The 12,567-nt window shown below is 59.6% G+C and carries 12 protein-coding genes; 9 read left to right on the forward strand and 3 right to left on the reverse strand.

Going from position 1 to position 12,567, the window contains the following annotated elements; all coding sequences use genetic code 11:
• Nucleotides 1-10: 10 nt before the first annotated feature.
• Nucleotides 11-1,006, reverse strand: a complete 996-nt coding sequence (locus ACM6IQ_RS26025) for an ArsR/SmtB family transcription factor (RefSeq protein ID WP_017341229.1) — start codon at nt 1,004-1,006, stop codon at nt 11-13.
• A 273-nt stretch (nt 1,007-1,279) separates the two neighbouring features.
• On the opposite strand from ACM6IQ_RS26025, the gene tkt reads away from it, so the two are divergent.
• From tkt to fba, 6 genes are all read left to right on the forward strand, one after another.
• The gene (tkt, locus tag ACM6IQ_RS26030) at nt 1,280-3,277 is read left to right on the forward strand and encodes a transketolase (protein WP_017341228.1); all 1,998 of its coding nucleotides are present in this window, start codon (nt 1,280-1,282) and stop codon (nt 3,275-3,277) included.
• Between the two features lie 150 nt (nt 3,278-3,427).
• Nucleotides 3,428-4,480 carry an erythrose-4-phosphate dehydrogenase gene (epd, locus tag ACM6IQ_RS26035; RefSeq protein WP_017341227.1) on the forward strand — a complete coding sequence of 351 codons (1,053 nt, stop codon included), beginning with the start codon at nt 3,428-3,430 and terminating at the stop codon, nt 4,478-4,480.
• Between the two features lie 12 nt (nt 4,481-4,492).
• Nucleotides 4,493-5,656, forward strand: a complete 1,164-nt coding sequence (locus ACM6IQ_RS26040) for a phosphoglycerate kinase (RefSeq protein ID WP_017341226.1) — start codon at nt 4,493-4,495, stop codon at nt 5,654-5,656.
• A 34-nt stretch (nt 5,657-5,690) separates the two neighbouring features.
• Nucleotides 5,691-5,912: a hypothetical protein gene (locus ACM6IQ_RS26045; protein ID WP_017341225.1), complete on the forward strand. Its 222-nt coding sequence runs from the start codon at nt 5,691-5,693 to the stop codon at nt 5,910-5,912.
• Between the two features lie 56 nt (nt 5,913-5,968).
• The gene (locus ACM6IQ_RS26050) at nt 5,969-6,301 is read left to right on the forward strand and encodes an MliC family protein (RefSeq protein WP_414880179.1); all 333 of its coding nucleotides are present in this window, start codon (nt 5,969-5,971) and stop codon (nt 6,299-6,301) included.
• A gap of 270 nt (nt 6,302-6,571) precedes the next feature.
• Entirely contained in the window at nt 6,572-7,636 is a 1,065-nt protein-coding gene (fba, locus tag ACM6IQ_RS26055; protein WP_008081027.1) for a class II fructose-bisphosphate aldolase, read from the forward strand.
• 351 nt (nt 7,637-7,987) lie between these two features.
• On the opposite strand, the gene ACM6IQ_RS26060 is transcribed toward fba, so the two are convergent.
• Entirely contained in the window at nt 7,988-8,656 is a 669-nt protein-coding gene (locus ACM6IQ_RS26060) for a polysaccharide lyase family 7 protein (RefSeq protein ID WP_017341223.1), read from the reverse strand.
• A gap of 320 nt (nt 8,657-8,976) precedes the next feature.
• Here ACM6IQ_RS26060 and ACM6IQ_RS26065 point away from each other — a divergent pair, with 320 nt between their 5' ends.
• The 3 genes from ACM6IQ_RS26065 to ACM6IQ_RS26075 are packed head-to-tail and all read left to right on the forward strand — an operon-like array spanning nt 8,977 to nt 11,949.
• A complete protein-coding gene (locus ACM6IQ_RS26065) occupies nt 8,977-11,100 on the forward strand; it encodes a putative bifunctional diguanylate cyclase/phosphodiesterase (protein ID WP_017341222.1) in 2,124 nt (707 codons plus the stop codon).
• Between the two features lie 45 nt (nt 11,101-11,145).
• Complete coding sequence (locus tag ACM6IQ_RS26070; protein ID WP_414880180.1) at nt 11,146-11,637, forward strand: M48 family metallopeptidase; 492 nt, start codon at nt 11,146-11,148, stop codon at nt 11,635-11,637.
• A gap of 15 nt (nt 11,638-11,652) precedes the next feature.
• Nucleotides 11,653-11,949 (forward strand): winged helix-turn-helix domain-containing protein, encoded by a 297-nt coding sequence (locus ACM6IQ_RS26075; protein WP_007894945.1) that lies wholly within the window; start codon nt 11,653-11,655, stop codon nt 11,947-11,949.
• A 52-nt stretch (nt 11,950-12,001) separates the two neighbouring features.
• On the opposite strand, the gene ACM6IQ_RS26080 is transcribed toward ACM6IQ_RS26075, so the two are convergent.
• On the reverse strand, nt 12,002-12,454 hold the full coding sequence (locus ACM6IQ_RS26080; protein WP_017341220.1) for a GNAT family N-acetyltransferase: 453 nt from the start codon (nt 12,452-12,454) through the stop codon (nt 12,002-12,004).
• Between the last annotated feature and the right edge of the window lie 113 nt (nt 12,455-12,567).

Consider the following 12,567-nt stretch of genomic DNA (forward strand, 5'->3'; position numbering starts at 1 on the left):
TTTCCTGAATTTACCGATGGTGAGTGTCGCCAGTCGGCCGCTGAAAGTGGCGGACCTGAATCTGGAAACCATTACGTAAGCCTACATAGAGGCTTTCCCCGGGAACGAGTCCCGCAGCGGTGGCCCAACGGGCCAGATCGTCCTGTTCAAACCCCAACCAGAGATCACCGCAGGCCTCCCTGGCCCAACTCTGGTTGTGGCTACATAACTCTGTCACGAGCAGGCTACCGCCCGGTTGCAGCAAGTCGGCCATGTGCTTGAGCGCATCGGCCGGCGCGGCAAAGTGGTGCAGCACCATGTTCAGTACAACGCAATCAGCCTTGAGGCTGACACCATTCAATGCATCGGCCAGTTGCAGGCTGACGTTAGCCAGCGCTTCACGTTCGCAGACCTGGCGCGCCAGTTCGAGCATCGCCGCGCTGTTGTCCAGTGCCGTGACGTGAGTGAAGCGGCGTGCCAGTTCAGGCAGAAAAGCGCCGTCACCAGGGCCGACTTCAATGGCCGTGGCCCCTTCACTGAAGCTCAGTTTGTCGAGCAACGCCACCACGCTTTCGCGGTACTGCGGCAAGCCGGCAATCAAGTCTTGCTGGGCGCGAAACTTCTCCGCGACCCGTGAGAAAAAGTCCTGGCTGGCCGCCGCCCGTTGCCCGTGGACCTGACCGATCCGCGACTGCACATCGGCCGGCAGGGTCAGGTTGTCCACTTCTTCGAGCAGCGCGGCGTGCAACTTGCCGCCCAGCAGATCGGTGTGGGGCAGGGCGCGACGGTAAAAAATCGCATTGCCTTCACGGCGCGTTGCCACCAGGTCGGCCTGGGCCAGCACCTTGAGGTGATGACTCATGCCCGACTGGCCGATGCCGAAGATCTGCGCCAGTTCCAGTACGCCAAACGAATCGTTGGCCAGCGCGCGCAATACATTCAGCCGCAGAGGATCGCCGCCGGCCTTGCACAGGGCCGCCAGCTCATCGCACTCGTCATGTTGAATGGAAGGCACGCGTAAATTCATAGGGCCAGCAGTCTAGTGATGGTCAGAAATCCCCGCAAGAGCAATATCAAAAAGTTTTGATATTGCTCGATAGATGGCACTTCTCGTGGAAAGGGTCACTCTACAAATCGTCAGCGGAAAGGTTTCACCAGGCGAATGCGACTTTATCCACCGGAAAAACGCCTTCAGATGATTATCTGTCATTGCCCCGAGGCGGGTCGGTGAGGGAAAATGCTCGCCTTTTTTCCGTTTCGTTTTATTCACTCTCGATTCAATATCCGCAGGAGAACAGCGATGCCCAGCCGTCGTGAGCGTGCCAACGCCATTCGTGCCCTCAGCATGGATGCCGTGCAAAAAGCCAACAGCGGCCATCCCGGTGCCCCTATGGGTATGGCAGATATCGCCGAAGTACTTTGGCGTGACTACCTGAAGCACAACCCGAGCAATCCATCGTTCGCCGACCGTGACCGCTTCGTGCTGTCCAACGGTCACGGTTCGATGCTGATCTACTCGCTGCTGCACCTGACCGGCTACGACCTGTCGATCGATGACCTGAAAAACTTCCGCCAACTGCACAGCCGCACCCCGGGCCACCCGGAATTCGGCTACACCCCTGGCGTGGAAACCACCACCGGTCCACTGGGCCAGGGCCTGGCCAACGCCGTGGGTTTCGCCCTGGCAGAAAAAGTCCTGGCGGCGCAGTTCAACCGTCCGGGCCACAATGTCGTCGATCACCACACCTACGTGTTCCTCGGTGATGGCTGCATGATGGAAGGCATTTCCCACGAAGTCGGCTCCCTGGCCGGTACCTTGGGCCTGGGTAAACTGATCGCCTTCTACGATGACAACGGCATCTCCATCGACGGTGAAGTCGAAGGCTGGTTCACCGACGACACCCCTAAGCGTTTCGAAGCCTATAACTGGCAGGTGATCCGCAACGTCGACGGTCATGATCCGGAAGAGATCAAGATTGCCATCGAGACTGCTCGCAAAAGCGCGCAGCCAACCCTGATCTGCTGCAAGACCACCATCGGTTTCGGTTCGCCGAACAAGCAAGGTAAAGAAGATTGCCACGGCGCCCCATTGGGTGACGCGGAGATCGCTCTGACCCGCGCGGCGTTGAAGTGGAACCACGGTCCGTTCGAAATCCCGGCCGACATCTATGCCGAGTGGGACGCCAAGGAAGCCGGTCGTGCCGTTGAAGCCGAGTGGGATCAGCGGTTCGCTGCCTATTCCGCGGCTTTCCCTGAGCTGGCCAACGAGCTGATCCGTCGCCTGAGCGGCGAACTGCCGGCCGACTTCGCTGAAAAAGCGTCTGCCTATATTGCTGAAGTCGCGGCCAAGGGCGAAACCATCGCCAGCCGTAAAGCCAGCCAGAACGCCCTGAACGCCTACGGCCCGATGCTGCCGGAATTCCTCGGCGGTTCCGCGGACCTGGCCGGTTCCAACCTGACCCTGTGGAAAGGTTGCAAAGGTGTCACCGCCGAAGACGCCAGCGGCAACTACGTGTACTACGGCGTCCGCGAGTTCGGCATGAGCGCGATCATGAACGGCGTGGCCTTGCACGGCGGTCTGGTGCCTTACGGCGCGACCTTCCTGATGTTCATGGAATACGCCCGCAACGCCGTGCGCATGGCCTCGCTGATGAAGAAGCGCGTGCTGTTCGTCTACACCCACGACTCCATCGGTCTGGGCGAAGACGGCCCGACTCACCAGCCGATCGAGCAACTGACCAGCCTGCGCAGCACGCCGAACCTCGACACCTGGCGTCCAGCCGATGCCGTTGAATCGGCAGTGGCCTGGAAGTTCGCCCTGGAACGTAACGACGGTCCTTCGGCCTTGATCTTCTCGCGTCAGAACCTGCAGCACCAAACCCGCAACGCGATCCAGATCGAAGAGATCTCCCGTGGCGGTTACGTGCTGAAGGACTGCGCAGGCGAGCCTGAGCTGATCCTGATCGCCACCGGTTCGGAAGTGGGTCTGGCGGTTCAGGCTTACGACAAGCTGACCGAGCAAGGTCGCAAGGTGCGCGTTGTCTCGATGCCTTGCACCAGCGTGTTCGATGCGCAAGACGCCGACTACAAGCAATCGGTTCTGCCGTTGCAGGTCAGCGCCCGTATCGCCATCGAAGCTGCTCATGCGGACTACTGGTACAAATACGTGGGCCTGGAAGGCCGCGTCATCGGCATGACCACCTACGGCGAGTCGGCGCCTGCGCCTGCCTTGTTCGAAGAGTTCGGCTTCACCCTGGAAAACATCCTGGGTCAGGCTGAAGAGCTGCTGGAAGACTGATCCAGAAGTTGCGTCGTCCGGACTGCCGCCTTCGCGAGCAAACCCGCTCCCACATTGGAATGCATTCCCCTGTGGGAGCGGGCTTGCTCGCGAGGACGGTGGTTCGGTCCACGTTGCAATAACGGATTCACCACGGTAATCGAGAACCCCATGCCTCAACCGCGTCCCTACAAAGTTGCACTCAACGGCTACGGCCGGATTGGTCGTTGCGTCTTGCGTGCGTTGTTCGAGCGAGGCGAGAAGGCCGGGTTTGAGATTGTCGCGATCAACGATCTGGCGGACATGGCCAGCATCGAATACCTGACACGCTTCGACTCCACGCACGGGCGTTTTCCCGGCGAGGTGAAGGTCGAGGGCGATTGTCTGCATATTAATGGCGACTGCGTGAAGGTCCTGCGCAGTGCCACCCCCGAAGGCATCGATTGGGCATCGCTCGGCGTCGATCTGGTGCTGGAGTGCTCCGGCGCTTACCACACTCGCGAAGACGGTCAGCGTTTCCTCGACGCCGGCGCCCCGCGCGTGTTGTTTTCCCAGCCGATGGCCAGCGAGGCGGATGTCGACGCCACCATCGTCTACGGCGTGAACCAGGATTGCCTCACCGGCGATGAGCTGCTGGTGTCCAACGCGTCCTGCACCACCAACTGCGGCGTGCCGCTGTTGCGCCTGCTGGATCAGGCCATTGGTCTGGAATACGTGTCGATCACCACCATCCACTCGGCGATGAATGATCAGCCCGTCATTGACGCCTATCATCACGAAGACCTGCGCCGCACCCGTTCGGCGTTTCAGTCGGTGATTCCGGTGTCCACTGGTCTGGCGCGCGGCATCGAACGCCTGTTGCCGGAACTTGCCGGGCGAATTCAGGCCAAAGCCGTGCGTGTGCCGACGGTGAACGTGTCTTGCCTCGACATTACGATGCAGACCGTGAGCGACACCGACGCTACCGAGGTCAACCGGATTCTGCGCGAGGCTGCCAGCAGCGGCCCGCTCAAAGGCCTGCTGGCCTACACCGAGCTGCCCCACGCAAGCTGTGATTTCAACCATGACCCACATTCGGCGATCGTCGATGCCAGTCAGACCCGAGTTTCCGGCCCACGGCTGGTGAACATCCTGGCCTGGTTCGACAACGAATGGGGTTTTGCCAACCGAATGCTGGACGTTGCAGAACACTATCTGCAAACAGCGACTTCAAAAAAACCGTAGGAAGTGCGACCCATGACCGTGTTGAAGATGTCCGACCTCGATCTGCAAGGTAAGCGCGTATTGATCCGCGAAGACCTCAACGTCCCAGTCAAGGACGGTGTAGTCACCAGCGATGCGCGTATCCTGGCTTCGCTGCCGACCATCAAGCTGGCCCTGGAAAAAGGCGCGGCCGTCATGGTCTGCTCGCACCTTGGCCGTCCGACCGAAGGCGAATTCTCGGCCGAGAACAGTCTCAAGCCAGTCGCCGACTACCTGAGCAAGGCCTTGGGCCGCGAAGTGCCGCTGGTTGCCGATTACCTGGGCGGCGTTGACGTGAAGGCCGGCGACATCGTCCTGTTCGAAAACGTGCGCTTCAACAAAGGCGAGAAAAAGAACGCTGACGAACTGGCCCAGCAATATGCCGCCCTGTGCGACGTGTTCGTGATGGACGCCTTCGGCACCGCTCACCGCGCCGAGGGTTCGACCCATGGCGTGGCCAAGTTCGCCAAAGTCGCTGCCGCTGGCCCGCTGCTGGCCGCTGAACTCGACGCACTGGGTAAAGCCCTCGGCGCCCCGGCCCAGCCAATGGCGGCCATCGTTGCCGGTTCCAAGGTCTCGACCAAACTCGACGTGCTGAACAGCCTGAGCCAGATCTGCAACCAGCTGATCGTCGGCGGTGGCATTGCCAACACGTTCCTGGCCGCTGCCGGTCATCCGGTCGGCAAATCCCTGTACGAGCCGGACCTGCTGGACACTGCCCGCGAAATCGCCGCCAAGGTCAGCGTGCCGCTGCCGGTGGACGTTGTCGTCGCCAAGGAATTCGCTGAAAGCGCCACCGCGACCGTCAAGCTGATCGACGACGTTGCGGCAGACGACATGATCCTGGACATCGGCCCACAGACCGCGGCGAATTTCGCCGAGCTGTTGAAGTCGTCCAAGACCATTCTGTGGAACGGCCCGGTCGGCGTGTTCGAATTCGACCAGTTCGGTAACGGCACCAAAGTGCTGGCCCAGGCCATCGCGGAAAGCTCGGCGTTCTCCATCGCGGGCGGCGGCGACACCCTGGCGGCCATCGACAAATATGGCGTCGCGGATCAGATCTCCTACATTTCTACCGGTGGCGGCGCATTCCTCGAATTCGTCGAAGGTAAGGTGTTGCCGGCGGTTGAAGTCCTGGAAAGTCGGGCCAAGGGCTGAGGTCGCTGATTTGACCAGGAAAGGGAGTGTTCAGATGGTCAAGACGCTAGCGTTGTTGATCGTTGCGGGTTCGCTGGCGGCTTGCGGGAGTAACCCGAAAGCCAAGCCGGAACCTGCTCCGCAATCGGTGGAAAAGGGCTGCTACCAGGCTGACTGGCAAGCGGAAACAAACCCGGTGATCAACAAGCGTTCCGGGCCTGATGGCCTGGAAAAATACGAAACGCAGACACCCGCCAAGGAACATGGTTGCCCTTGACGGGTCTGACTCCTTACTCAGGGCTGGCGGCGTGCGCCGTCAGTCGAGGAACACGGATGAAAGGTTTTATCGCCATTACGGCGCTCGCACTGCTGGCAGGTTGCTCGAATTTCAACCTGTTCAAGCCTGCCGAATCGACGGGCAACTGGACCACCTGGACCTGCGATAGCCAGGCCAAAGTGCTCTGGCGCTATACCGACGACAGTCGCAAGGCCGTCGATGTACGCCTCGGGGGCGCCGATCAGGTCTATCGCCTCAAGCTTGAACCGGGTGCGGAAGGTTCGCTGTACAGCGACGACATGCTGGCGTTTCACGTAAAAGGTGAGGAAGGCCTGGTGTACTGGGTCGCCACCAATGATTTGATCGGCCGCGGTTGTAAAGCGCAGTAATTGACACACCACAGATCCAATGTGGGAGCAGATCCAAATGTGGGAGCGAGCCTGCTCGCGAAAGCGGTGGATCAGCTTGCATCAAGATTGAATGTGAAACCGCATTCGCGAGCAGGCTCGCTCCCACAGTGGATCTGTGCAGGTTCTCAAGATTTGAGCAACACCGAATTCGCAGCCCGGGCCAACCCCCGATCTGCAAAAACTTGAATAGCCGCCGCCGCTCCGGCAGGCTGGCACGATTAACGACCCAAACCGGGAGAGACATACACAATGGCACTTATCAGCATGCGCCAGATGCTGGACCACGCAGCCGAGTTCGGCTACGGCGTTCCAGCCTTCAACGTCAACAACCTTGAGCAGATGCGCGCCATCATGGAAGCCGCTGACAAGACTGACTCCCCGGTGATCGTCCAGGCTTCGGCCGGTGCTCGCAAATACGCTGGTGCACCGTTCCTGCGTCACCTGATCCTGGCGGCAATCGAAGAATTCCCGCACATCCCGGTGTGCATGCACCAGGACCACGGCACCAGCCCTGACGTCTGCCAGCGCTCGATCCAACTGGGCTTCAGCTCGGTGATGATGGACGGTTCCCTCGGCGAAGACGGCAAGACCCCGACCGACTACGACTACAATGTGCGCGTCACCCAACAAACCGTGGCCATGGCTCACGCCTGTGGCGTATCGGTAGAAGGCGAGCTGGGTTGCCTGGGTTCGCTGGAAACCGGCATGGCCGGTGAAGAAGACGGCATCGGCGCCGAAGGCGTTCTGGATCACAGCCAGATGCTGACCGACCCGGAAGAAGCCGCTGACTTCGTCAAGCGCACCCAGGTCGATGCCTTGGCCATCGCCATCGGCACCAGCCACGGCGCCTACAAGTTCACCAAGCCGCCTACCGGTGACGTGCTGGCCATCGACCGCATCAAGGAAATCCACAAGCGCATTCCGAACACCCACCTGGTGATGCACGGTTCGTCTTCGGTTCCGCAAGAGTGGCTGGCGATCATCAACCAGTACGGCGGCGACATCAAAGAAACCTACGGCGTGCCGGTTGAAGAGATTGTTGAAGGCATCAAGCACGGCGTGCGCAAGGTCAACATCGACACCGACCTGCGCCTGGCGTCCACTGGCGCAATGCGTCGCCTGATGGCCACCAACCCGAGCGAGTTTGACCCTCGCAAGTTCTTTGGCGCGACGGTTACTGCGATGCGTGACGTGTGTATCGCTCGTTACGAAGCTTTCGGTACTGCGGGCAACGCTTCGAAGATCAAGCCGATCTCGTTGGAAGCAATGTATCAGCGTTACCTGAAAGGTGAGTTGAACGCCAAGGTTAACTAAAACTTCAGCGTTTTGTTTGCACAAAAAACCCGCAGAAATGCGGGTTTTTTTATGAGCGCTCGTCAATCGAGCCGTTACTTTTGCTGAACTAAACGTTATCGCGAAAAAGTATTAAAAACTGTCAATTGTTACAGGTGGTTTAGCCTTGTCATCTGGATAGAGTTGTCCTGGTAGTCGAAACCGCCAACTGGGGGGAAGCTGGTGCAGGCCGCCAGATGCAGGGGCGCGGTCATTGCGGCGAGGGTGTCAGGGAGAAGTGGTGGCAGGGGTGGGGCTGCTTCGCAGCCCAGCGGTAGCAAGCTCCCTCGTCACAGGGAGTGTCATCGTTGCGGGTGTGTGCCTGGGTTCTCGTTACTTATCGTGATCAATATCCAGCTTGCTGAATGTCACTTTCCCGCCTTCACTGGTGTACCCGGTGTTGTCCTGCACATACACCCCGGCCTTGAAGTACAGCGGTTTGACGCGCCACGTCGCGCTGATGTTGGTGTCCCATTGATAGCCCGCGGCGCTGATGCCCAGCGCCCCGCCAGGACTGAGGTGGATGAGGTAGGAAAACTCCTGATCCAGCTTCACGCCGGTAGCGACGGTGATCACCCGGCCTTCGCCATCATCAGGGTGCATGCGCACTTTGGCGACGATGTTGCCGCTCTTGCTGCTGGTCTTGTACTGATACTCGACCTTGACCATGGGCTTCTGGCTTTCATAGGCGTGGATCTGGCCAATGACGATTTTGCCCGAGCTCGGCACCTGGTTGACCGCCAGGGTGGCACGCAGGGAATTGTCGGCGTCCGGGTAGTACCAGTTTTTCAGCGTGCCGTTACTGTAGGTTTCCCGCAGTTCGGTGCGCGGATATTTTGCGTTTTCGGTTTTCGTGCCAGTCACCGGGGACCAGAAAAACAGGGTGCCGGTGTCGGAATGGAAGTATTGATCCTTGAAACCCTTCACCAGTTTGGCTGTTTCAACGGTGTACGGCGGGTTGCCGACGGGAACGCTGAGGTTCCAGGATGCGAGATCGATCATAGGAAAAGCTTCCAGAAATTTTGCAGCACGGACGTACCAGAAGCTCTAGCACGCGCCTTGGAGGGCGGTCTTTATAAGCGTAGAAGGCCCTTTTGTTAACGCCTGTCTGACAGATGGATGACGTCAAAATCCTGTTAAAAGGCCATCTTTCCCGGTTTTAGCGGCCTGTAGCGGTGACCGTTAGTCGGTAAATGAACCCTTTAGTTAAATGATGGCGTACTGATATCTTCTGCTTTAGCGAATCCCGGTCTAGAGTGAAGGCTTGTTATTTGTCCGGTTTTCACGAGAAACCAGCCTGACGCCCCAACAAGAGAAGCAGCATGGAATGCGCGCAACCCACGCCAGCCGAAGGCAGCTCAACACTTTTAATCGTCGATGATTACCCTGAAAACCTGATCAGCATGCGCGCGTTGCTGCAGCGCCAGGATTGGCAGGTCTTGACGGCTGCGTCCGGTTTTGAAGCCCTCAGTCTTTTACTCGAGCACGATATCGATCTGGTACTGCTGGATGTGCAGATGCCGGGCATGGACGGCTTTGAAGTCGCGCGCCTGATGCGGGGCAGCCAACGCACCCGCCTGACACCGATCATCTTCCTCACCGCCAATGAACAGTCCCAGGACGCCGTGATCAAGGGCTATGCCAGCGGTGCAGTGGATTACCTGTTCAAACCGTTCGATCCGCAAATTCTCAAGCCCAAAGTCCAGGCCCTGCTCGAGCATCAGCGCAATCGCCGGGCGTTGCAGCGCCTGAGCCACGATCTGGAGGTCGCGCGCGCTTTTAATGCGTCGGTGCTGGACAACGCCGCCGAAGGCATCCTGGTGGTCGGCGAGGACGGTCTGATTCGCTTTGCCAACCCGGCGATGTCGCGTCTGCTCAATGCCACGCTGCAAGACCTGCAGGGCAAAGAGTTTCTGGATTACCTGCAAAAGCCGCATATACCGATCTGGGCCGATTCCGAGTTGCTGGCCGGTTACAAGCGCGGCGAAACCTTGCGCCTGCATGACGCGCTGTTGCGTACGGCCCCCGGCCAGCAGGTGCCCGTGGCGCTGTCTTGCGCGCCGCTGCCCACCGAACAACATGCGATGGTGGTGACGGTGCTGGACATGTCGGTGGTGCGCCACCTGCATCAGCAATTGGAATTCCAGGCTGTGACCGATCCGTTGACCGGGCTGCTCAACCGCCGGGGGTTTTATCAGACGGTGGAAAACCTGTTGCTGCGCGGCGAGCGCTCTGACAGCGCGTGGGTGTTGCTTTACCTCGATCTCGACGGGTTCAAGCGGGTCAACGATTCCCTCGGCCACGATGCCGGCGACCGCGTGTTGCGCTGGGTCTCCGAGCAGTTGAAGGCGTGCTTGCGGCCGTTCGACATTCTGGCGCGCATGGGCGGCGATGAGTTCACGGCGCTGCTGGATCTGGAGTTCCCCGAACAGGCGGCGAAGATTGCCGAAAAACTCATCGAGCGGGTGTCGATCTGTCAGCAGATCGATGGTCTGGATATCGCGCTGGGCGCCAGCATCGGCATTGCTACGTACCCGGATTGCGGGGCCAATCTCGATGGTTTGCTGAGGGCGTCGGACATTGCCATGTACGAGGCCAAGCGCGCCGGCCGTCAGCAGTATCGTTTCTATGACCATGACATGAATGGTCGGGCGCGCTCACGGCTGATGCTCGAAGAAAGTGTGCGCACCGCCATTGAAAACCGTGATTTCAATCTGGTGTACCAGCCGCAGGTGGCCATCGCCGGTGGACAGATTCGCGGGTTCGAAGCGCTGTTGCGCTGGCAGCACCCGAGTGTCGGCGACGTGCCCCCCGGGCTGTTTTTGCCGTTGCTGGAAGAAGCGCGGCTGATCAGTCGCCTGGGCAGCTGGATTTATCAACGCGGCGCTGGCCAACGTAAAGCCTGGGAAACCCTGTTTGCCGAGGACCTGGTGCTGAGCGTCAGTTTGAGCAGCACGCAGTTCTGCATGCCCAACCTGGCCACCGAGTTGCGCCAGGTGCTGGAACGTCATGGGTTGCAGGCGCGTCATCTGGAAGTCGAGGTCACTGAAGAGGCCTTGATGCACAACCCCGAGGAAACCCGCAAACAGCTGCGTCTGCTGCGTAACCTGGGCGTGCGGGTGGCGCTGGATGACTTCGGTTCGGGGCCGTGCTCGCTGTCCCATCTGCGTGACCTGGATCTGGACACGCTCAAGCTCGACCGACATCTGATCGCTCGCTTGCCAGCGTCGTCACGGGATGCGGCGCTGGTGCGCAATGTGATCGACCTGTGCAAACAATACGGAATGCTGGTGATCGCCGAAGGGGTGGAAACCGTTGCGCAATATGAGTGGTTGCAAGCCAATGGTTGCGAGTACGTACAAGGCTTCCTGGTTGCCCGCCCGATGGTGGCCGAAGAGGTCAGCGACTTCGCACAGCCATTCGACTGGAGCGCGCTGACGGACTGAATTCGCTACACTGGCGACCTTTCCGTAATCGATGTTGCCGCCCCGATGACTGCCTTGAAATTCCTCCAGGCCTATCCCGCTGCTTTGCAGGACCAGGTGCGTCGGTTGATCACCGAAGGCCGGCTGGGCGATTACCTGAGCCAGCGTTACCCGCAAACGCACGACGTGCAGAGCGACAAGGCGTTGTACGCCTATGCGCTGGACCTGAAGCAGGAATACCTGCGCAATGCCCCGGCCATCGACAAGGTGTTGTTCGACAACCGTCTGGACCTGACCCACCGCGCCCTCGGCCTGCACACCACGATCTCCCGGGTGCAGGGCGGCAAGCTCAAGGCCAAGAAAGAAATCCGCGTGGCCTCGCTGTTCAAGGAAGCCCCCGCCGAATTTCTGAAGATGATCGTGGTGCATGAGCTGGCGCACTTCAAGGAGTCGGATCACAACAAAGCGTTCTACAAGCTGTGCGAACACATGTTGCCGGGGTACCACCAGATCGAGTTCGATTTGCGGGTGTACCTGACGTGGCGGGAAATGCAGTAGCCAAGGAGTGTGTGGATGGACGTGAGCAAGACCAAGAGCAGCTTCTATCGCCGCTTGTACGTGGCGTACCTGATCGACAGCGGGCTGGCCAGCAGCGTCCCGGCACTGACCGAGGTGACCGGCATGCCCCGGCGCACGGCCCAGGACACCATTGCGGCGTTGGCGGATCTGGACATCGTTTGTGAATTCGAGCAGGAAGAGGGCGCGCGCAATCATGCCGGGCGTTATCGGATTCGCGAGTGGGGAGCGATTGACCGGGGGTGGATCGAGCGTAATCTGCGGCAGATCAAGGCGGTGTTGGAGTATCCCTGAATTCTGCGGCGTCAGTTATGACGCCATCGCGGGCAAGCCCGCGATAGGGCCCTCAAGAACGACGCATCCCGATATGCGGAATGCCATCCTCCAGGTATTCCTCACCCGCCACGACAAACCCGTACCGCCCGTAATACCCCTGCAAATGCGCCTGGGCCGATAGATAAACCGGCACTTCAGGCCAGCGCTTTTGCGCCTGCTTCAACGCCTGGGCGATCAGCTCATGACCCAGGCCCTTGCCGCGATAATCCGGCGCGGTAAGCACCCGCCCGATCACCACGTCTCCGCCCTGTAATTCAGGATCGAGCAAACGCAGGTACGCCACCAGTCGATCCCCGTCCCAGGCCATCAGATGGCAGGTGTCACCTTCCAGATCCTGGCCATCGACGTCTTGATAAATACATTTCTGCTCCACAACGAACACCTCGGCGCGTAGCTGCAGAACGGCGTAAAGCTGCTCCTTGCCCAGATCACTGTGGTGTTTGCAGATCCAATCGATTGTCATCTTCACATTCCTTGAGCATCGTCCCTCCGATACTAAGCGTCTGCACGAAAGATGTCTCGATGGCGAAGAAATCTGTGACAAAGGCCAAAATGCCATCATTCATTTCGCGCGGC

The organism is Pseudomonas sp. IT-P100, from assembly GCF_949767185.1.
Classification (GTDB): domain Bacteria; phylum Pseudomonadota; class Gammaproteobacteria; order Pseudomonadales; family Pseudomonadaceae; genus Aquipseudomonas; species Aquipseudomonas fluorescens_B.

Bases quoted from the DNA above. Each gene is read 5' to 3' on its own strand.
- ACM6IQ_RS26025 (WP_017341229.1), bottom strand. From the start codon at position 1,006: ATGAATTTACGCGTGCCTTCCATTCAACATGACGAGTGCGATGAGCTG.
- tkt (WP_017341228.1), top strand. From the start codon at position 1,280: ATGCCCAGCCGTCGTGAGCGTGCCAACGCCATTCGTGCCCTCAGCATG.
- epd (WP_017341227.1), top strand. From the start codon at position 3,428: ATGCCTCAACCGCGTCCCTACAAAGTTGCACTCAACGGCTACGGCCGG.
- ACM6IQ_RS26040 (WP_017341226.1), top strand. From the start codon at position 4,493: ATGACCGTGTTGAAGATGTCCGACCTCGATCTGCAAGGTAAGCGCGTA.
- ACM6IQ_RS26045 (WP_017341225.1), top strand. From the start codon at position 5,691: ATGGTCAAGACGCTAGCGTTGTTGATCGTTGCGGGTTCGCTGGCGGCT.
- ACM6IQ_RS26050 (WP_414880179.1), top strand. From the start codon at position 5,969: ATGAAAGGTTTTATCGCCATTACGGCGCTCGCACTGCTGGCAGGTTGC.
- fba (WP_008081027.1), top strand. From the start codon at position 6,572: ATGGCACTTATCAGCATGCGCCAGATGCTGGACCACGCAGCCGAGTTC.
- ACM6IQ_RS26060 (WP_017341223.1), bottom strand. From the start codon at position 8,656: ATGATCGATCTCGCATCCTGGAACCTCAGCGTTCCCGTCGGCAACCCG.
- ACM6IQ_RS26065 (WP_017341222.1), top strand. From the start codon at position 8,977: ATGGAATGCGCGCAACCCACGCCAGCCGAAGGCAGCTCAACACTTTTA.
- ACM6IQ_RS26070 (WP_414880180.1), top strand. From the start codon at position 11,146: ATGACTGCCTTGAAATTCCTCCAGGCCTATCCCGCTGCTTTGCAGGAC.
- ACM6IQ_RS26075 (WP_007894945.1), top strand. From the start codon at position 11,653: ATGGACGTGAGCAAGACCAAGAGCAGCTTCTATCGCCGCTTGTACGTG.
- ACM6IQ_RS26080 (WP_017341220.1), bottom strand. From the start codon at position 12,454: ATGACAATCGATTGGATCTGCAAACACCACAGTGATCTGGGCAAGGAG.